This window comes from Jeotgalibacillus sp. R-1-5s-1 (genome assembly GCF_004405105.1).
Lineage (GTDB): Bacteria > Bacillota > Bacilli > Bacillales > Jeotgalibacillaceae > Jeotgalibacillus.
Window position 1 is genome coordinate 84,790 of sequence record NZ_SORW01000053.1, and the last position, 19,737, is coordinate 104,526.

Sequence of the window (19,737 nt, forward strand, 5' to 3'; positions counted from 1 at the left end):
CCGCTTTTCCAAGGCCGCGCGGTGAGCCAGCTAGAGCTCTGCGCTAAGCTGTCTCACCTGTCGCTTCTCTGCCGCAGGAGTCTCCGGAATGTCCTGGCACTATATAGATGATTCTCATTTTTTAAAAAACAATATTATCTTTGATAGTTCCAGTCATCACTTAAATATTTCTTCTCCATAATGGACTCTACTACACGCAGCTGGTCGACTGACAGGGTGTAGGGAACCAATTCAATATTCAGACCCTTTTCAAATCCTTTATGGAAGGCTGCTTTCGCCTCTTCAAATGTGACTGGAGTCTTTCGTAGTTCATTAATCGCTACCGCTTTATCTGAAAACGCCCGCATCATCCGTTCTTTTACCCGTTCACTTGGATAGTTGAAAAGACTGAACAGCTGCTCTGTATCAAGATCCAGCAAAATGGAACCGTGCTGGAGGATCACGCCTTTCTGTCTGGTCTGGGCACTGCCAGCCACCTTTCGCCCTTCCACCACAAGCTCATACCAGCTCGGTGCATCAAAGCATACAGCGCTTCTCGGATCCTTAAGCTGCGCTTTTTCTTTTTCAGAATCAGGAATAGCGAAGTAGGCATCAAGTCCAAGCTCGCGAAATCCATTCAGTATTCCTTCAGAGATCACACGGTATGCTTCCGTGACCGTTCCGGGCATTTCAGGGTGCTCTTCTGAGACAATGACGCTGTATGTCAGTTCTTTATCATGAAGCACGCCCCTGCCCCCGGTGGGTCTTCTGACAAAACCGAGTCCCTGTTTTTTTACCTCTTCAAGGTTGATTTCCTTTTCAGCTTTTTGAAAATAACCGATCGATAGTGAAGGAGGATCCCAGCCGTAAAAACGGATTACAGGTGGCATTTCACCCTTGCTGTGCCATTCCAAAAGCGCTTCATCCATCGCCATATTATAGGCGGGACCACAAAATCCTGAATCAATAAAGTACCACTTTTCTTTTTCCAACATGATCACCTAACCGTCTGTTCAAATATTATTTTCATGTATCGTGATGTTTCTAATATTTTTCTTTGAACTATTAACCTCTGACCCCTATAATAAAGAATAGTGCTGAAAATAGAAAGGGGTTAAAAAGTTGGAGTCACTTTATGTACTAATCGCTGTACTTGCTGCGATCATTCTTTATTCTGTCTTCACCTATTTCCGTCAAAAAAAGATTTTAAAGACACTGACAGAAGAAGAATTCAAGAATGGTTACCGCAAAGCACAGCTGATTGATGTAAGAGAACAGCGTGAATATGATGGCGGACACATTCTTGGCGCCAGAAACATTCCACTTTCTCAGCTTAAAATGCGCTTAGGAGAAATCCGCGCAGACAAGCCCGTTTATCTTTACTGCCAGAATGGCATGAGAAGCGGCCGTGCTGCCCAGCTGCTGCATAAAAAGGGTGTAAAAGACCTTTACCAGCTTAAAGGCGGATTCAAAAAATGGACAGGTAAAATTAAACGCAAATAAAATATTTTGTTTCGATTAATCATAACCATCCCACTAAAAGTCAAAAGCCTCCGGTATTAACGAGGTTTTTGACTTTTTTAATTGACCGCTTTGTATACATGAAAACATTTCTTCGGTCTGATTACGACAAGTGATTGGGGATTCAATTACTCCTATGAACAGCTGGATCAGATGAACAGATTGATGTACAGTCTTTTTGACCGCCCGAAAGAAATTGAGAATCGTTCCGTCACGATTTTCAATTCAAAAAACTCCCTGAAAAAAATCAGGGAGTTTTCGTTTTATACTTCAACCGTTTCTTTTTTCGTGTAACGGAGAATCGGCTGTCTTGCTGCTCTTGTTTCATCCAGTCTGCTGATGACCGTTGTATGAGGAGCCTCCTGAACAATCTCAGGGTTATCCTCCGCTTCTTTTGCAATCTGGATCATCGCATCAATAAACGAATCAAGCGTTTCTTTTGATTCTGTTTCCGTCGGCTCAATCATAATACATTCCTCAACATTCAGCGGGAAGTAAATGGTTGGCGGGTGGAAGCCGAAATCAAGCAGTCGTTTAGCAATATCAAGCGTTCTTACACCAAGCTTCTTCTGTCGTTTTCCGCTTAATACAAATTCGTGCTTACAATGACGGTCAAATGGCAGATCGTAATGTTCAGCCAGTCTTCTCATCATGTAATTGGCGTTGAGAACGGCATATTCGCTGACCGCTTTCAGGCCATCAGGTCCCATTGTGCGGATATACGTATAGGCACGGACATTAATGCCGAAGTTACCGTAATAAGGCTTAACGCGTCCGATTGACTGAGGACGGTTATAATCAAATGATAAAACGCCATCCTTCTTCACTAATACCGGCTTTGGAAGATACGGAATAAGATCCTTTTTCACGCCGACAGGACCCGACCCCGGACCACCGCCTCCGTGAGGACCGGTAAATGTTTTATGAAGGTTAAGATGCACAACATCAAAGCCCATATCACCAGGACGTGCTTTTGATAAAACAGCGTTGAGGTTTGCACCATCATAATAAAGCTTGCCGCCTGCTTCGTGAATGATTTCAGCCATTTCAAGAATGTTTTCCTCAAACAAGCCAAGCGTATTAGGGTTTGTCAGCATGAGCGCTGCAGTATCATCCCCAACTACACGCTTCAGGTCATCCAAGTCAACAAGTCCCTGCTCGTTGGATTTAACGGTAATCGTTTCAAAGCCAGCCACTGTTGCGGATGCAGGGTTCGTACCATGTGCTGAATCAGGAACAATGACCTTCGTCCGGTTAACATCACCATTTGCCTCATGATAAGCGCGGATCATCATCAGTCCCGTCCACTCACCGTGGGCACCTGCTGCAGGCTGAAGCGTCACCTCATCCATTCCCGTGATTTCCACAAGGTGTTCCTGCAGATCGTACATAAGCTCCATTGCACCCTGAACTGTACTTTCATCCTGAAGCGGGTGGATATGGGCAAAACCGTCATAACGGGCAACAGCTTCGTTAATTTTCGGGTTGTACTTCATCGTACATGAGCCAAGCGGATAGAAGCCGGAGTCTACACCGTGGTTTCTATTTGAAAGCGCTGTGTAGTGTCTCATAATATCAAGCTCGGATACTTCCGGCAGCTCCGGCGCTTCTTTTCTCAGAAATCCTTCCGGAACGAGCTCGGACAGATCCGTTTCAGGTACATCAAGCGCTGGCAGACTGTAGCCTGTGCGGCCTTCTTTTGAGAGTTCGAAAATGAGCGACTGATCCTTGTTATGCATATTGCTTCAGCTCCTCTGCAAGTAGGTCTATTTCTTCTTTTGTCCGCTGCTCTGTAACGGCGATCAGCATCTGGTTTTTACGGCTGTCATAATCACGGCCAAGGTCATATCCACCTAAAACCATTTTCCCAAACAGCGACTGATTTACTTCTTTTACAGGACGGTTTAACTCAACGACGAACTCGTTAAAGGTAAAGCCCTGGTCCACGATCGTAACACCTGCTTCTTGAAGACGTTTCTTAGCATAATGTGCCTTCTGGAAATTCTGATTCGCAATCTCCTGGATCCCCTGTTTTCCAAGCGCAGTCATCGTTACCGAAGATGCCAGTGCATTTAGCGCCTGATTGGAACAAATATTGGATGTCGCTTTATCACGACGGATATGCTGTTCGCGTGCCTGAAGCGTCAACACATATCCTCTCTGTCCATTTTCATCCTGCGTTTCACCAACAAGACGGCCTGGAACTTTTCGCATCAGCTTTTTCGTTACAGCAAAATAACCGCAGTGAGGGCCGCCGAATGCTTGAGGAAGTCCGAATGGCTGTGCATCACCAACCACGATATCCGCGTTAAACTGTCCAGGAGGTGTCAGTGCACCAAGCGAAATCGGATTCGCCGATACAACAAACATTGCTTTTGAGGCATGCGTAATTTTTTCGATTTCATCCAGACGCTCAATCTGTCCAAAGAAGTTAGGATACTGAACCATAACAGCCGCAATGTCATCTGTGACAAGCTCTTTCAGTGCGTCGAGATCTGTTACTCCGTTAGATTCCGGTACCGTTACGACTTCAATATGTTGACCTGCTGCATATGTTTCAAGCACTGCACGTGATTCCGGATGGACAGCTTCAGAGACAAGCACTTTCTTCCTGCGTGTCTGACCCGCTGACAGCATCGCTGCTTCTGCAAATGAAGTTCCGCCATCATACATAGATGAGTTGGCTACATCCATACCCGTCAGCTCACAGATCATCGTCTGAAATTCGAAAATGGCCTGAAGTTCGCCCTGGGAAATCTCAGGCTGATAAGGTGTATAAGCTGTGTAAAACTCAGATCTTGAAATGACGTGATCCATAATCGTTGGAGAGTAATGGTCGTAAACCCCGGCTCCAAGAAATGATGTGTATTTCTTTGTATCCGCGTTTTTAGCTGCAAGCTGTGCAAGCTCTTTTGTTAAGGCAGATTCCGCTTTTGCAGGCTTAATTTTCAACTCCCCGTCAAAGCGTACCTTTTCAGGGATATCGGAGAACAACTCCTCAATGGATGATACACCAATGGCTGAAAGCATTTCCTGCTTATCTGATTCTGTCATCGGTAAATAACGATGTGTCATAGTAGTGATTCCTCCTGCTTTTATGATTTACGTTTATAAAATGGGGATTTTACGACTTTCGCTTTCACATGCTTGGATCTGATTTCAACGGTAAGTTCCTGATCCATTGACGCGTATTCCTTTCCAATCAGCACGTATCCAACGTTTTTACCAAGTGTCGGGGACTGAGTACCGGTCGTGACAAAGCCGATTTCGTTTTCCCCGGCAAAAACTTTATAACCGAAACGTGGAATGCCGCGATCAACCATTTCAATGCCTACAAGCTTTCTCGGTGCACCATTTTCCTTCTGATCCTTCAGCACTTCCTGTCCGATAAACGGAGTTTCCTTATTCGTTTTTACGGCAAATCCGATCCCTGCTTCAATCGGGGAAATGGACTCTGACAATTCCTGCCCGTAAAGCGCAAGCTTCGCTTCAAAACGGAGTGTATCACGTGCCCCGAGACCACATGGCTCAAGTCCTGCTTCTTTTCCGCTTTCAACCAGAAGCTTCCATAATCCCGGTGTATCTTCAGCGCGGCAATAAAGTTCAAAGCCATCCTCACCTGTGTAGCCGGTTCTTGATACAAGCACGGAGTAGTCTCCGATTTTCACATCTCTTTTAAAACGGAAGAACGTAATACCCGCGAGGTCCTCTTCTGTCAGCTGCTGAAGAATGGACTGTGCAAGTGGTCCCTGCAGGGCTAGCTGACCCGTTTGATCTGATATATTTTCAAGGGTAACCCCTTCAATCTGATGGTCTTTTAACCATTGAACATCTTTATCTATATTTGAAGCATTAATTACAAGGAGATAGGTCTCAGCGTCATAGCGGTAAACAAGTAGATCATCTACCGTCCCTCCGTTTTCATAGCACATGGCTGTATAAAGCGCCTGATCGTTCTCAAGCGTACTGATATCATTCGTCATCATTTTCTGAAGGTAGTTCAGGCTCTCCGGCCCCTCCACCATGACTTCACCCATATGGGAAACGTCAAACAGTCCTGCTTTCGTTCTGACAGCCTGGTGTTCCTGTTTAATACCTGAAAACTGAACCGGAAGCTCCCAGCCTCCAAAATCAATGACTTTTCCTCCATATTCACTGTATAAAGGGAAAAGCGGAGTTCTTTTTAAAGCTGTAACCATTCTTTTTCTCCTTTCTGATGAATAATACATCCACACGCTGAACTAAATACGTAAGCCGAACAAAAAAGGACAGGGAATCCCCTTTGGTCATTTAGGGGTCCCTGTCCTTTTCACCTGAAAGTTTACCTGATGGCTTTCCTCTTTGGTGGTTTCACAAAGAAACACTCTCCAGAGTTGCGTCCGACAGAAGTCTTTTTGCCTGAGAGATTCACATGTGAACATGCTTGCTCCTTCGGCGTCCATAAAGGATCTCTCCCTCTGCCATCATTCGCTCATATTTGTTATGTCAGTTGGACATACTATGAACAGCAATCTTTTATTTTTCTTTAATGTTCGTATTTAGCAGTTAAATACTTTAAAAATCACCTTAATAGTATCATCATTTCAGTTTTTTAGGCAATGTTTTTTTAGTTTGAATGTTCAAATGTTTCTATATTTGACTATACAAGGTGAAAGGAGAAAACATATGGAAATCAACATTTCAATCGGGGACAAAGAATGGCGCCAACGTTTCTTTCGTTATTTGAACAGCTTTTGTGAGCCATCAAGCCCTGCATTGACTGAAATATCCTATGAACTAAAACACACGTCCATCAAAAAAGAGCGTGCGCTGAGTTGTCTGCAGGACCTGATTGATTTTTCTCCCATGCCTCATCAGATCAGTGCAGCTGAAAAGGTACTATTTGAAATGGATAGCCGCGCCATCCTGGCAGATGAAGTCGGACTCGGTAAAACGATTGAAGCCGGGCTGATCATTAAAGAGTTGCTATGCAGAAAAATGGTCAAAAAGGTACTCATTCTCGTGCCATCATCACTGGCCGGGCAATGGCAAAAGGAACTTTGGCGGTTCACTCTCCCTTCTATTATCCATAGAGGAAAAAAAGAATGGAGACAGTCACCGATTACCATCGCTTCCATTGACCTTGTCAAAAGGGAGCCATTCCGTTCAGAGTTTCAGAAGGAAGCGTTTGATCTCCTTCTGGTAGATGAAGCACATAAATTATCCAATCCGAAAACGCTGAATCATCAATTTGTTGCATCATTGAAATCATCTTACCGGATCTTTTTAACGGCAACGCCGGTACAAAACAAAACAGAGGACTTGTACCATTTGTCAAAGCTGCTGCACCCATCACTTTTCGAAAGCAAGAAGGACTTCAAAGAACTGATTGCCTGTGACGATAAAGAACTGTTGAAGAAAAAAATGGATCGGCTCATGATCCGATCACGCCGCAACGAAACCGACGTCAAGTGGACAAAACGGAAGATCAGCGTTTTATGGATTGATCAGCTGCCATATGAAAAGTCTCTTTATCAGGCTGTTGAAAATGAATATATGAGAATGCAAAAGGAAAACCTTCACTCCTTCAGTCATCTGGCACTGCTTCGACAAGGCTGCAGCTCCAGCATTTCGTTATTAAAAGCACTAAGAGGAGAAAAGCACGATGATTTTTGCAAATCTATTAACGTGAATTTAAACATCACGCCTGATGAACTGATTACGGCAAAAGCACAAATGATATTAAAAATTGTCAAAGAGCATAAGGACAAAGTTCTGATCTTTACGCAATACAGGGCAACACAGCTCTATCTCCACTGGTTTCTGAAACAAAACGGAATATCTTCGGTGCTATTCAGAGGAGGATTTAAAAAAGGGAAAAAACAATGGATGACCGACTTGTTCAGGGATCAGGCAGAAGTCATGGTTGCAACTGAGGCGGGATCAGAGGGGTTAAACCTTCAATTCTGTCACTGCCTTATACATGCAGACCTTCCCTGGAATCCAATGAAACTCGAGCAAAGAACAGGCAGGGTTCACAGAATCGGCCAATCAAATGATGTCAACATCTATTATTTATTGAATAAAAATACGATTGAGGAAAGAATATGGAGGCTATTAAAAGATAAAATGGTGCTTTTCGAAACAATTGTAGGAGAGCACGATCATCTGCTGAGCGGAACGACGGAAAAGGACCTTGACCGCTATTTAAACGATGCCATCCTTCACTCCAGATCAGAAAAGGAAATGAAATTGAAACTGGACCATCTGGAATCGGTTCTGAAAAAGCCACATCATAAAATACCGCAACCTGACCAGTCAGTCGGCACCGGAACGGAAGGCTTAACTGAAAAGGAGGAATTTTAGATGAATGCAATGCACCTGACATTAATCAAAGAATTTTTAATCCATAAAGGAGCTGCCGTTACAGAGGGGAACAAAGAATTTATGGTGCAGCTGACTGAAGAGCTTGACCGGAAATACATGAACAGACCTTATTACTGGCATTACCGTGACGCAACATGTCAAAAAGGGGAACCTGCAAGAGTATTAATTTCAATGAACAGTTCGGAAGGTCCTCCATCTGTCGATAAAATCACCCATTCCCATCCCGTATTTCAGTCTCTTGTTCAATCAGCGCATGAAGAAGCAGGCTTTTATAAGTTTTATGAAAAGCCTGCTGAACAACATGTACATGTGAGGCTGTATCCATGGTTATTTTTACACGGAGAGGCTGAATTTACTCCCCCGGGTCCGGAAAGTATATGGACAATTCAGGCTATGTCTTTGACTACAGGTATACTGCAATCACAGGACGACATACCATTTAAAGACAATTTGTCAGGACTGATCCCGGAAAACTGCACGCCTTCAACTCCAATCATCAGTTTTGAACACGCCATCAGCCGGCTGATCGCACACACCGAAATGGCGATCAGAAACAAAATCAAAACGGGGAGGCTGGAGGCATCAAAATCGTATGATGTTCATATGCACACTCCTTCAGCAGGCATCATATACCGGCTCGTTCCATAACAGCGGATCTGATCTGATCAGCTGTTATATCAGGCGAAACACCGTCGACTGATAAAGTAACATGAGCCACATCCTGATACTGCTCATGCCTTTTTTGATATAGTTCCTCTAGCTCCTCTTTTGTTCTCGTAGCGGCTACAGGTCTGTTATGATCCCCTGAAATTCTGGTGTACAGTTCTTCAAAAGGAGCGTGCAGATAGATGACCAGCCCGTGATTCCGCATCCACTCGCCTGTTTTTGGATCATATAAAATACCACCACCGGTTGCGGTTACAGAAGGCTCTCCGATTTCTTTGATCGCACCGGCCTCCAGTGTGCGGAAATACACTTCTCCGTCTGCTTTAAAAATATCAGGAATACTCCTTTTCTCTCTTTCTTCAATATATTGATCGAGATCAATGAAAGGGTGTGACAACCGATCAGCTGCCAGCTTTCCTGCTGTTGATTTACCCGCTCCCATAAAACCGATCAGAAATACTCTTTCACTTTTCATCATTATCACTCCCTGTTCCATTCATCATAACGTATCAGGTTTACATTAGACAAAGGGTCAGACTGGATGACTTCCCAGTCCTTTTTAACAGATTCCTGATAATAGTTCACCATGCCTTCATAATGACGTACCTGACTATGAGAAAGAGTTGTAATGAGAATAGCTGCGCTTAACAATACAAAATAAAAAATTAATACCGGTAATAAAATGCTCCCCTTATTATTTAAGAGTCGGAAAAGTAAAATGTGCCTCATTCGTTCGGCCATCTTGGAACGTCACCTCCATTCTCACAAGGCCATTTTCAAGCTGAAACCTCACGTCACTGACATTCGTTAAATGGATTTCATGTCCCTGCAAGCCCACCGTCCTTCTGATAGACGAACTGTACCTGGCATATCTGATATCTTTTTCACCATCTGTAAAAGTAATAACATTGTTCTCAACCTGCTTCAGCTGAAGAAATTTGTTTTCTTCCCTGAATTGAATGATAAAAATCTCCCATTCTTCGTTTCTCTGCTGATCAAGTGACTCATATGCTGAATAAAAGGTAATCATTAATAAACTGAGCAGCGGTGCGATCACCATTAAAACAGTCAGACTGATTAAAACCTCCAGTAATGTAAACCCATTATGATTCTTCAGATGTGCAGATATATAACTGTGAGTCTGAGGCATGATACACGCATATCCCTTCCTGTGAATAGATAACCCTGTATGTGACACCTTTTTTTATCACTTCAGACGGTCGTACCCCCGTGTACTTTACATATTCAGCCTTCTCTGCTGCCACCGCCCAAAGCTCATATTTAACTGAAGCTGCTTCTGTTTGAAGAATGGAAAGCACTGTGACCGGAACAACAGTCAGACATAAAAACATAACCATCCCGATCGAGACCAGGGATTCAAGAAAAGAAAAACCCGATTCATTTTTCAATCGTAAACCTCCCCCTTGCCAAATAAAAATGAAAAGCAAGATGATCCCCATTTACGAAAAACCTCATAGATCCGAACGTATTCGTATTTCCGACCGGTGTATATCTGAACGATTGCAGTGAACTGTTCGAATTAAATTCCACCTGCTCCGGAATGCGTCGTTCAAGCAGAATTTTCCCTGACACGCCTGTCCCCATTCTAATCACATACCGGCTTTCTGCAGGAAGCAGTTGGAACTGTATATAGGTTTTATCTGTGATTGCCTTCAACTGGGCATAATGAAGGTCCTGACTCAGTTGATTTTCAAATGACTCAGCAAGGTTTCGGTCTGCAGTAACACTGACTGATGAAGCAATCACAATAAATATACTTAAAACAAGCAGCACGATCATCACTTCAATCAGGGTGAAACCTGATTCCTTATGGCGCGTTTCCAACTACCGCTACCTGACCACCTGTTCCGATCGTCAATTCCCTTCCATCCGGGCAGGTCATTTCTTCTGCGTTCAGATATCCTTTCTCCTGCAGCTTTTCCATCGATTCCGGCAGCGCTTTATTAGACATCCGGTAGGACTCTACCTGAGCCTGTACCATTTGCTGAAAAGCCTCACACCCCTTACCGTTAATCTCCTTACTCTGAGATGAAATGTTCGGAAGACTGACAATTAGCAGCACCGAAATGACAAGCAGAACGATCACCATTTCAATGAGCGTAAATCCCCGGCTGTTTCTTAACAACTTCTTAAGCTTCTTTTTCATCACAATTCCTCCTTAAATAGTTTGCATTAATTGGAAAACAGGCAGCAAAATAATAAGATACGCACCAATAACCGCCAGACCGAGAAAGGTAAATAAAACAGGCTGTATAAAAGAAAAAGCTGTATTCGTTTTTGATTCCAGATCTGATAAACAGAAAGTGCTGTAAAACCCCCACTCCCTCTCCAGGCTTCCATTCAATTCCCCGTGTCTCGTAACATTACTCAATTCATCCGTAAAAAAGGGCAGCAGCAGCATCGTATGATATACGTTCTGTCCTCTCTTCAATTCATCCATCATAAACTGACCGATCTCTTGATATAAGGGGCGGTAAGGCTGTGAGATAAATGATTCAAGCATCTGATAAAAGGACAATCCGCTTTTCAGCATGGAAGAAGCTTCACGTGAAAAAACATAGCTGTGAAAACTCTTGACGTAAAAGCCTGCCACAGGTAATGAAGCCAAAAACGACCATCTCGAATGGGCTGATAGTCTTCTCAATATGAAATACAAACTGACAAGTAATAAAACAATCAAACATGTACTGAAAAGAATAATCTGGGGCATTGCCGTAAAGATGGAAGCCGCCGCTTTTAATGCTGCTGACTCATTTGATCCGACGGCTGAATAGAGGCTTTTCATTCTGGGGAGTAAATAATGATTCATGACGATTAAAATGAACGAAAACATCAGCATCAGAAAAAATGGATACTGCAAAATGGAGATCAGTCTTTTTTCTTCACGCTGTTTCATCTTCATAAGATCAGCAGTTTCCTTTAACGTTTTTGTGAGATCTCCATATTCTTCAGCGAAAAAGAGATGCATACAGACAAATTGAGGAAAACCGAGCGTTTTCATCACATCGCTCAGTGAGTCGCCGCTTAGAAGGGAATCATGGATTTTTTTAGGTGTTTCCGGTGTTTTACGATAGGGTAACAGGAGAAATTCAATTGCCTGATCTAGGGGATAACCACTTTCCTTCAGTTCACTCAGTCTTGACAGGAATTGCGGCTGGTCTTTTTTCGGGATAAGAGATTTCTGACGCCATCCATCGGTGGTATTCCTCTGAAGAGACATATCCAAGAGCGACCCCCTTTCTGAAGAGGTCCGGCAGGCTGACATATTTGTGCCGTACGGGGAGTTGGTCAATAATGGATTCAATCGTGGGGCTCGTGACGATTTCATAAATAGATGTACGTTTAATGCTGTGCGAGGCGGTGTTTATTTTCACGAGCCTCTGACCTGTCACGCCGATCAGCGCCTGCAAAAGTACTTCTTTTGAGATTCCCAGATCAATCATCCGTCTGATTGCACCCGCTGAATCCTTTGCATGCAGGGTTGATAAGACAAGGTGACCGCTTAATGCAGCTTTTACTGCGATATCTGCTGTTTCCATGTCGCGGATTTCTCCGACAATAATCATATCCGGATCGTGCCGCAGAATGGCTTTTAAGCCTGAAGAGTAAGTAATACCGGCTCTTTCATTGATCTGCACCTGAAGGACATGATCCTCCTTTCTTTCAACAGGATCCTCAAGTGTAATCACATTTCTTTTTAGAATCGTTGAACAAAAGTGTAACAGGGAGTATAAAGTCGTGGATTTGCCGCTTCCGGTCGGGCCGGTAAATAGAAGAAGTCCCTGAGGATATGAAGCCAGTTCCTGAAGTTTTTTTGCAGAGTGAGAAAACATAGATAGCTTTTCGATGGGTATGGCAAAGGATTGAGGCAGTAGTCTGATGACCATGCTTTCCCTGCCGGTCGCAGATGGCAGTGTGGAAATACGTAGAGGCAGCGTTTCCTCCTGATTTGTCACTTCGCAGGAGCCGCTTTGAGGTTTTCTTTTTTCACCAATGTCGAGTAACGCTTTAAATTTAAAATGTGAGATCAGTCTTTCTCCTGCATCAGTAGAGATCGTCCGGTGGTGAACGAGATCACCCTGTACACGCAACTGAACAAGGAGACAACCTTCTTTTGGAATCAGGTGAATGTCTGATCCCTCCTGCCTCACAGCATCGTTAACAAGCTGTAATGCGAGCCGTTCTGTTCCAAACGTCATTCATGAACCACATCCTTTTCTGAAAGATGTCTTCACTATACACCAAATTTGTAAATATGTCTCATATTTTTTTGAAAAATTCAAAAAAATAGAGAGGCATTTGCCTCTCCAATCAACCGGACAGCTTGTACAGCTGCTTTTTATTTGAAAGACTTCTTAAGCCTTCAGGATTGTAACCGACAATCAGCTTTCTGCCATCTGTCAGGATTGGACGCTTCAGCAGCTTCGGATCTTCGATGATCAGCTTAACCACTTCAGAAAGCGGCAGGTCATTTACATCACGGTTCAGGTTTTTAAATGACTGACTTCTTGTCGCAAGCAATTCATCAAGTCCATCAGTCGTTAAAGTAAGCAGGTGCATCAGTTCATCAAAATCAGGAGTCTCACGGAAGATGTGCCGCTCAGTAACATTTACGTCATTTGCCTTCAGCCATTTTTTCGTTTTTCTGCAAGATGTACAGCTTGGATACGTGTAAAATGTGATTGGGTTCATGTTTTTCTCCTCCTGGATGTTTTATTGTACAACTTTTGTTTGACTGTTGTTTTATTTTTGTTTAACTGTTGTTAGTATTGTATACCACATGTATAACCTTTGTACACTTTTTTGCACAACATTTTTTTAATTTATTTTCAGATATTAGGTTTTGTACGATTTTATTCACAATTACCAAAAATCACGTAATCGTCACATTCAAAAAAGATGGGTTATTTACTTTGTAATATGGTATCCTTTATAATAGGTTCGATGGATTGTTTGCGTAAAGGAGGGATTCGGATGGATAAAATGTATCGCGTTATGGGGTTTTGGACAGCTATTTTTTCGGTATTATTTTACTTAGGACATATGCCAAAGACTTCATTACTTTTCTTAGCCCAGACAGGCTTTTTCATCCTATTGGGATACATGAAATTATCTGAGCGTATGTATGTGTATGTATTCTTTGTATACTTAACGGTATTCTTTGCTGGATTTACTTATTGGACAACTTTTATGATGCCATTAAACGGCCCACTGTAAAACTAGTTTTGAAAGCCCATTCAGGCTTTCAGCAAAAAAGACAGCTGCATTACGCAGCTGTCTTTTTCTTTGTGTTAAACAGGAAGTTGTACAAACTATATACTAAATCCGTTTAAGAAAGGGTTTGAATCCATTTCATCACTAATTGTTGTAACCTGACCGTGTCCAGGCAACACATATGTATCCTCCGGGAGAGTTAACAGCTTCTGATGAATACTCTTCAGCAGAAGCGGGCCGTCACCACCAGGCAGGTCGGTCCTGCCGATACTGCCCTGAAAAAGTGCGTCCCCTGAAATGACCAGCGACTGCTCAGGAAAATAAAAGCTCACACTTCCAGGTGAATGTCCCGGTGTATATAGCAAAGAGAAGACAAAACCTTCAATGGTCATCTCTTCTTCCCGATTCCATGTATAATCAGGTCCCTTTGCCGTAATCTCACTTAATCCAGCAAAAAAAGCAGAACCGTTTTTAGCAGGATCACTAAGCCACGACTTTTCCTGTTCATGAACATATACAGGAATCTCATATTTTGCACGGATATCGTCAACCGCTCCGATATGATCAAAATGCGCATGTGTCAGAAGAATCGCTTTCGGATTCAATTTTTTCTGTCTGACCCACTCCGCAATTTTATCCGGCTCTTCCCCAGGGTCAATAATCAAACAATCTCCATTTTTTTGATAAATCAAATATGCATTCGTTTGCAGCGGGCCCAACGGCAGCTGTTTCCATTCCACGACAATCACCTCGAAATTAGTGTAGCACGACAGGAATAAAAACACGAATCATCACGAAAGTGTCATGATTTGTTCTCGACATTACACGTAAATAGCATTAAAATAATAGAAGAGTACGCATTTATCTGCACTAATCTCGTATTGAACTGATTCATGTAATGTGTGAAAGGGGTGCTGAAGTATGAATGGTTTAACAATTATCCTTGCTATCGTAACAATTTTATCTGTAATTGCAACCATTACAACATTTAAGGAGAAGAACGTTCTCGGAATTTTCTTTTCTCTTGCAACACTTGGAGTATTCGGATGGTTCACTGTTATGACAATTGTATTTGACGGATATCCGGTATAAAAAAAGCTGACTAATGTCAGCTTTTTTTATTTGTCTTTCTATTTATACGGCATTATTCATTTTGTTTTGTACTGACTCCAGCTTCCCTTCCATCGTATGGTCCGCCTTATCCCGTCTGTCATCAATTCTTATATTGGTCGCTACTCTTTGTACACCCTTTGTAAAAGGAACTTCGTGGAGCTCCTGAATGACCTGAAACAGCACGGTTAAATCTCCCTCTATCAGCGTGCTCATAGGCGTCAGTATATAATTAATATCGCCTTCAGACGCCCTTTTCTCAAGCACCTTCTGAATATCAGCCACGTATGAGCTAACGCTTGGCGTTTCTGTCCCAATTGGAATAATTGTGATATCTGCAATTGCCATTATTGAATTTCCTCCTCAAACAAAATTATCGGTCTGTTCGATCGATCTTCTATATTGATCATAGAGGTTAGATGGTGTCCAATCAAACAATGCGTACCGCTTTGATTACAGGATATCTGATGATTCTCAGTATTTTCAAGAATCGTGCCCATTGATCCCGTTTTTAAATTCATGCCCATCAGAGAATATTGCCCTTTCCCATATTCATACTCCCCTGGTTCATTAGGGGAAAAATAAATAAAGGCGTCTTCTGTTAATTCATACGCCGGCAGAAGCTGCTGGTCATACTCAGTGAGAAAACCGGTACTCACTTCATGAATCAAGGCACTTTCAGATTCAATCCGGTAGGTTATTTCATCTTTGTCAGAGTTCCTGATTGTTTTGACGATGTAATCTTCATTTGCCCTGATCATCTCGATTGGTTCCCCGTCAAATAATTTTCTCTTCTCTTCAAGCACATATGTTACACTTGTCCCGCTTTCAGGATCCTTATAAAATAAAGAACCTTCCTCAATCCATCTTGCAAAAGGGGGGAAGTCATCGAAACTGTTAATGGATTGATCAGACAGATCCATCACCTTTACATCAGCTTCCCACTCTTCATTGAACGAAGTAATCAGAATAAGTGTTTCATTATATTCGTTCCACCTGAAATCAAACTCGTTTCCTTCGAGCATAGATGAGTCAATCCATTCACCGGTGGACATATCCGTTATTTCAATTTCAACCTGCTGATCGCTCAATGGCTTTACTGTTAAAGCTTTTGTTTTGGACGGACTTAAATAAATCTGAGAGACCCCTTCCTTCGTTTCAAATAAAAGTGTCGAGTCGTTCCTGTACAGATCATGTGAAATAATCTGTATCGATTGTTTGTTCTTTTGCGCGATTAATATGTTATTACTATCTTGCCATCCAAGAACATTATAGAACGAGGATGAAGGAAGTATGTAGGGGTAAATGACCTGCTTCTGCTCTGATTCAACAGATTTAACCGGAACGGATTCAGGTGAGCAGCCTGTTACCAGCAAAATCAAAATCAAATATAATTTAACCTTCATTTCATCCCCCCTCCACGAATTACTGCAAGCATAAGTATAGACGTATGTATCGAATGCTTTGTTTCATTTTAACAGAAAATAGAAAGAAGAAGCCAGGTGGCTTCTTCTATTCTTCTTCACTATTTTGTTCTGATTTCAATCTGCCCGTTTCGCGATCATAGAAGCGCAGAAGGTCACCATAAATGATTTCATCATTATAAGCAAGCTCTTCATTTGCTTTTTCAATCAACGGTTCACATCCAGCCATATCAACAGGCTCTCCTGTTTCACGGTCGTAGCACGTTTCACCGGCGTAGACAAACTCTTCAGAAATAAACCGTCCATCACGAAGGATAACAAAATTATCGTTTTCCTCAGAGAAGATATCCTGACCGAATTGAAGGCTGTTTTCCTCTTCAATACCAAGCAGGTTAAGAATCGTCGGCTTCAGATCAACCTGGCCGGCGAGCTTGGAATTAACCTGGCCTACATCTTCACCAGGAATATGAATAAACATTGGTACCCGCTGCAGCTGTGCTGTCTCATAAGGCGTAATATCCTTTTCAAGATACTGGCTCATTGCAGCATTGTGATTCTCAGAAATACCGTAGTGGTCTCCATACATCACAATAATAGAATTTTCGTATAACCCTGCATCCTTAAGATAAGTGAAAAATTCTTTGATAGATTCATCAAGGTAACGTGAAGTCTGGAAATAACGGTTCAGCGTTCCTGAATTTGAATCGTATTCTTCAATAAACTTATCTTCTTCATCCAATGTAAATGGATGGTGGTTTGTCAAAGTAATCATTTTAGAATAAAAAGGCTGTTCCATTTCTTTCATGTGTTCAACAGACTGTTCGAAGAAAGGAATATCCTTCATGCCCCAGTTAACTGCCTGGCCTTCTTCCACAGTATAGTCAGGTAATGAATAGAATCGATCATAACCAAAGTTGTCATACACAACATCACGATTCCAGAAACTCTTATTATTAGCATGCATTGCATTTGTAAAATAACCTGCATTATTAAGTGTGTCTGTCATCGTATGGAACTCGTTACCGCTGTGTGTAAAGAATACGGCACCACGGCCCAGTGGATAAAGTGAATTATCAAGGATAAACTCAGAATCAGAAGTTTTCCCCTGTTCTGTCTGGTGATAAAAATTATCCATATAAATCGTATTTTCATCTTCTGTTAATGAATTCAGGAAAGGCGTAATCGTTTCCCCGTTCATCTCATTGTTAATTACAAAATTCTGAAGCGATTCGAGTTTTACAACAATCAGGTTTCTGTCTTTTGCAATTCCAGAAAGATCCTGTGACGGATCAGCCTGTTTTGCTTCAACATAGTTATTCACATCAACAAGTGCATCACTGTCAGCCATGGCACGCTGTGCAGACTGCTTGGATTGTAAATAAACATCATAAATATGATAGTTGTTCAGTCCGATATTTTTAACAAGCATTTCACGGTCAAACGTTCTTGTTAAGAGCTGTGGACGCTCAATTTCTGCAAGTGCAAGATTAAAAAAGAATGTCCCTACAGCGACAAGAAAGAATGCACGACGAGTTAATTTGGCAGGTTCTTTTCTTGAAACAAAAACGGGCTTAAACTTCACAATGGCAATCAGAATCAGAATGTCCAGGAAGTACAGTGCATCTGTAAAATAAATATTCTCTAACGCACTTCCACCAAGATCACCGAAATTGTTTGTCTGGAATAATACCGGCAGCGTAATAAAATCATTGAAGAAGCGGTAAAACACCATATTAGCGAATAACATAAGTGTAAGTATAAAGCTCGTAACGATTACGTAAATATTTCTTGTTTTTTCTTTCTTAAAGAATAGTGAAATTCCGAAAATCAATAGTAAAAAGCTTAATGGGTTAATAAATAAAATAAACGCCTGCATTGCGTTCTCAATTTCAATACTGAAACTTGCATAGTAAGAAATGTACGTTTTAATCCACAAGAACGCAATGGCGATAATGACAAGCGACAGCTTGGGCATTGACCATTTTTTGTTCATAAATCTTTCCTCCTGTGTATTGCAAAATGACAAATAGTGGGTAGTGTTTTCAGTCAAACATAATATTACGCCGCTTTTTTACAAAAATCAAATACAAAATCAACAATCATAAAATCTTATTTACAATTCCACCTTTATAGACGTTTAAAACCTCAAATAGTTTCGTTTTACAAAGATATTTGAAAAATCATCCTTAAGTCACTCAGAACTTTTGATCTATGAAAGGAATGTAAATTTAAGGTTAAGGTTGTATTATACAATGATTATTAAGTAAAGTATAGGGCTGGAAGTTGGGAATACAGGATTGTTTTAAATGAAATGGTTTTCATTTTGACGTTGACGTGAACACAGGGGGACGGAGCGGGTGTGCATTTCTGCAAAAAGGAACACCCGCTCCGTACCCAAAAAAAGAGTGAAGATCAAGCGCCTTAAACGCTTCATCTCCACTCTCGTTAAAAATGGGCCATTCTATTTGATCAATGTTTATATTTAATCAGCCATGCTGCGCCGATCACGCCTGCATCGTTGCCAAGCGTTGCAACTGTAATTTCTGTTGATTCGGCAACTGTGGGGAAAGCAAATGCTTTAAACTTCTCTCTCAGTCGGTCAAGAAGGATTGGTCCAGCCTGTGATACACCTCCGCCGATCACGATCTTTTCAGGATTCAGCGCACTTCCAAGATTGGCAAGAGCCAGTCCGAGATAGAAAGTTAAACGGTCAACAGCTTTTAGTGCGGCTTCGTCTCCCTGTTTTGCATGATCGAATACATCCTTAGCAGAGAATTCGCCTTTTTCATTTAACAGTGTATTTAGCACAGAAGATGTGTCTTTTGCTGCTTCTTCCTTAGCAAGTCTGACAACACCTGTAGCAGAAGCAACTGTTTCAAGGCAGCCTTTTTTCCCGCAGTTACACTGATAACCGCCTTCTGGAACAGCTGTAATATGGCCGATTTCACCTGCAGCTCCTTTAATACCGTGCGCAATGTCTCCATTGACGATGACGCCACCGCCAACGCCTGTACCCAGTGTGACGCATACAACGTCACGTGCACCATCACCTGCACCTTTCCACATCTCACCTATCGCAGCAACATTGGCATCGTTCTCAATGACAACTGGCAGTCCTGTCTGCTGATGCAGCTCATCACGCAGGGCAACCGGTTGCTCCCAGCCAATATTTACTCCTGTATAAAGGATACCCGTCTGCATATTAACAGGGCCCGGCGCCCCGACACCAATACCGAGAATCTGCTCGGAGCTGATAGATAGCTGAGTCTGCTTCAGTTTTACTGCAGCTGCGATATCCGGAATGATGCTCACACCGTTATTCGTTGTGTTGGTCGGGATCTCCCACTTTTCCACAATCAGTCCTGATTCCTCAATGACAGCCAGCTTCGTTGTTGTTCCACCAATATCCACACCAAAAATAAATTTTTTCATCGTT

Annotated in this window: 22 protein-coding genes and 2 riboswitches; of the genes, 5 read left to right on the plus strand and 17 right to left on the minus strand. The window is 42.2% G+C overall.

Annotated elements, in window-relative coordinates; all coding sequences use genetic code 11:
• Positions 1–134: 134 nt before the first annotated feature.
• Positions 135–971, minus strand: a complete 837-nt coding sequence (locus E2491_RS15855) for a lipoate--protein ligase family protein (protein WP_134376874.1) — start codon at positions 969–971, stop codon at positions 135–137.
• 130 nt (positions 972–1,101) lie between these two features.
• On the opposite strand from E2491_RS15855, the gene E2491_RS15860 reads away from it, so the two are divergent.
• Positions 1,102–1,482: a rhodanese-like domain-containing protein gene (locus tag E2491_RS15860; protein WP_134376605.1), complete on the plus strand. Its 381-nt coding sequence runs from the start codon at positions 1,102–1,104 to the stop codon at positions 1,480–1,482.
• Positions 1,483–1,763: 281 nt separating this feature from the next.
• Here E2491_RS15860 and gcvPB read toward each other — a convergent pair whose 3' ends face one another.
• From gcvPB to gcvT, 3 genes are read right to left on the minus strand one after another with little or no spacing between them, the layout of a single operon-like run.
• Positions 1,764–3,239, minus strand: coding sequence for an aminomethyl-transferring glycine dehydrogenase subunit GcvPB (gene gcvPB / locus E2491_RS15865; protein WP_134376606.1), 1,476 nt, complete (start codon positions 3,237–3,239; stop codon positions 1,764–1,766).
• Complete coding sequence (gcvPA, locus tag E2491_RS15870; RefSeq protein WP_134376607.1) at positions 3,232–4,575, minus strand: aminomethyl-transferring glycine dehydrogenase subunit GcvPA; 1,344 nt, start codon at positions 4,573–4,575, stop codon at positions 3,232–3,234. Before gcvPA ends, gcvPB begins: the two co-directional genes overlap by 8 nt.
• A gap of 20 nt (positions 4,576–4,595) precedes the next feature.
• Positions 4,596–5,699, minus strand: coding sequence for a glycine cleavage system aminomethyltransferase GcvT (gene gcvT, locus E2491_RS15875; RefSeq protein ID WP_134376608.1), 1,104 nt, complete (start codon positions 5,697–5,699; stop codon positions 4,596–4,598).
• A 99-nt stretch (positions 5,700–5,798) separates the two neighbouring features.
• Positions 5,799–5,873, minus strand: a riboswitch (glycine riboswitch).
• Between the two features lie 3 nt (positions 5,874–5,876).
• Positions 5,877–5,967, minus strand: a riboswitch (glycine riboswitch).
• Positions 5,968–6,165: 198 nt separating this feature from the next.
• On the opposite strand from gcvT, the gene E2491_RS15880 reads away from it, so the two are divergent.
• Positions 6,166–7,845, plus strand: a complete 1,680-nt coding sequence (locus E2491_RS15880) for a DEAD/DEAH box helicase (protein WP_166805913.1) — start codon at positions 6,166–6,168, stop codon at positions 7,843–7,845.
• A complete protein-coding gene (locus E2491_RS15885) occupies positions 7,846–8,514 on the plus strand; it encodes a YqhG family protein (RefSeq protein WP_134376610.1) in 669 nt (222 codons plus the stop codon). It abuts the gene before it with no gap.
• Here E2491_RS15885 and E2491_RS15890 read toward each other — a convergent pair.
• The 8 genes from E2491_RS15890 to E2491_RS15925 all read right to left on the minus strand — a co-directional run bounded on the left by E2491_RS15890 (position 8,492) and on the right by E2491_RS15925 (position 13,245).
• Complete coding sequence (locus E2491_RS15890; RefSeq protein ID WP_166805914.1) at positions 8,492–9,010, minus strand: shikimate kinase; 519 nt, start codon at positions 9,008–9,010, stop codon at positions 8,492–8,494. The two genes, E2491_RS15885 and E2491_RS15890, sit on opposite strands and share 23 nt — an antisense overlap.
• Before the next feature lie 216 nt (positions 9,011–9,226).
• On the minus strand, positions 9,227–9,682 hold the full coding sequence (gene comGF / locus E2491_RS15895) for a competence type IV pilus minor pilin ComGF (protein ID WP_134376612.1): 456 nt from the start codon (positions 9,680–9,682) through the stop codon (positions 9,227–9,229).
• Complete coding sequence (locus tag E2491_RS15900; RefSeq protein ID WP_134376613.1) at positions 9,636–9,941, minus strand: type II secretion system protein; 306 nt, start codon at positions 9,939–9,941, stop codon at positions 9,636–9,638. The genes comGF and E2491_RS15900 overlap by 47 nt, the downstream gene beginning before the upstream one ends.
• The gene (gene comGD, locus E2491_RS15905; RefSeq protein ID WP_134376614.1) at positions 9,931–10,377 is read right to left on the minus strand and encodes a competence type IV pilus minor pilin ComGD; all 447 of its coding nucleotides are present in this window, start codon (positions 10,375–10,377) and stop codon (positions 9,931–9,933) included. Before comGD ends, E2491_RS15900 begins: the two co-directional genes overlap by 11 nt.
• Positions 10,361–10,702, minus strand: coding sequence for a competence type IV pilus major pilin ComGC (comGC, locus tag E2491_RS15910; protein ID WP_208528087.1), 342 nt, complete (start codon positions 10,700–10,702; stop codon positions 10,361–10,363). The genes comGD and comGC overlap by 17 nt, the downstream gene beginning before the upstream one ends.
• 9 nt (positions 10,703–10,711) lie before the next feature.
• Complete coding sequence (comGB, locus tag E2491_RS15915) at positions 10,712–11,773, minus strand: competence type IV pilus assembly protein ComGB (RefSeq protein WP_166805915.1); 1,062 nt, start codon at positions 11,771–11,773, stop codon at positions 10,712–10,714.
• Entirely contained in the window at positions 11,682–12,752 is a 1,071-nt protein-coding gene (gene comGA / locus E2491_RS15920; protein WP_134376617.1) for a competence type IV pilus ATPase ComGA, read from the minus strand. Before comGA ends, comGB begins: the two co-directional genes overlap by 92 nt.
• Before the next feature lie 112 nt (positions 12,753–12,864).
• Positions 12,865–13,245, minus strand: coding sequence for a Spx/MgsR family RNA polymerase-binding regulatory protein (locus tag E2491_RS15925; protein ID WP_134376618.1), 381 nt, complete (start codon positions 13,243–13,245; stop codon positions 12,865–12,867).
• Between the two features lie 282 nt (positions 13,246–13,527).
• Between E2491_RS15925 and E2491_RS15930 the strand changes: the two genes are divergently transcribed.
• A complete protein-coding gene (locus E2491_RS15930; RefSeq protein ID WP_134376619.1) occupies positions 13,528–13,770 on the plus strand; it encodes a DUF2626 domain-containing protein in 243 nt (80 codons plus the stop codon).
• A gap of 95 nt (positions 13,771–13,865) precedes the next feature.
• Here E2491_RS15930 and E2491_RS15935 read toward each other — a convergent pair whose 3' ends face one another.
• Complete coding sequence (locus E2491_RS15935; protein WP_134376620.1) at positions 13,866–14,507, minus strand: MBL fold metallo-hydrolase; 642 nt, start codon at positions 14,505–14,507, stop codon at positions 13,866–13,868.
• A gap of 181 nt (positions 14,508–14,688) precedes the next feature.
• Here E2491_RS15935 and E2491_RS15940 point away from each other — a divergent pair, with 181 nt between their 5' ends.
• Positions 14,689–14,859, plus strand: coding sequence for a DUF2759 domain-containing protein (locus tag E2491_RS15940; protein WP_134376621.1), 171 nt, complete (start codon positions 14,689–14,691; stop codon positions 14,857–14,859).
• 42 nt (positions 14,860–14,901) lie between these two features.
• On the opposite strand, the gene E2491_RS15945 is transcribed toward E2491_RS15940, so the two are convergent.
• From E2491_RS15945 to E2491_RS15960, 4 genes are all read right to left on the minus strand, one after another.
• The gene (locus tag E2491_RS15945) at positions 14,902–15,225 is read right to left on the minus strand and encodes an MTH1187 family thiamine-binding protein (protein ID WP_134376622.1); all 324 of its coding nucleotides are present in this window, start codon (positions 15,223–15,225) and stop codon (positions 14,902–14,904) included.
• Positions 15,225–16,283 carry a YqgU-like beta propeller domain-containing protein gene (locus E2491_RS15950; protein ID WP_134376623.1) on the minus strand — a complete coding sequence of 353 codons (1,059 nt, stop codon included), beginning with the start codon at positions 16,281–16,283 and terminating at the stop codon, positions 15,225–15,227. The genes E2491_RS15945 and E2491_RS15950 overlap by 1 nt, the downstream gene beginning before the upstream one ends.
• 106 nt (positions 16,284–16,389) lie before the next feature.
• Positions 16,390–18,294 carry an LTA synthase family protein gene (locus tag E2491_RS15955; RefSeq protein ID WP_134376624.1) on the minus strand — a complete coding sequence of 635 codons (1,905 nt, stop codon included), beginning with the start codon at positions 18,292–18,294 and terminating at the stop codon, positions 16,390–16,392.
• Positions 18,295–18,770: 476 nt separating this feature from the next.
• A complete protein-coding gene (locus tag E2491_RS15960; RefSeq protein WP_134376625.1) occupies positions 18,771–19,733 on the minus strand; it encodes an ROK family glucokinase in 963 nt (320 codons plus the stop codon).
• Positions 19,734–19,737 lie beyond the last annotated feature (4 nt).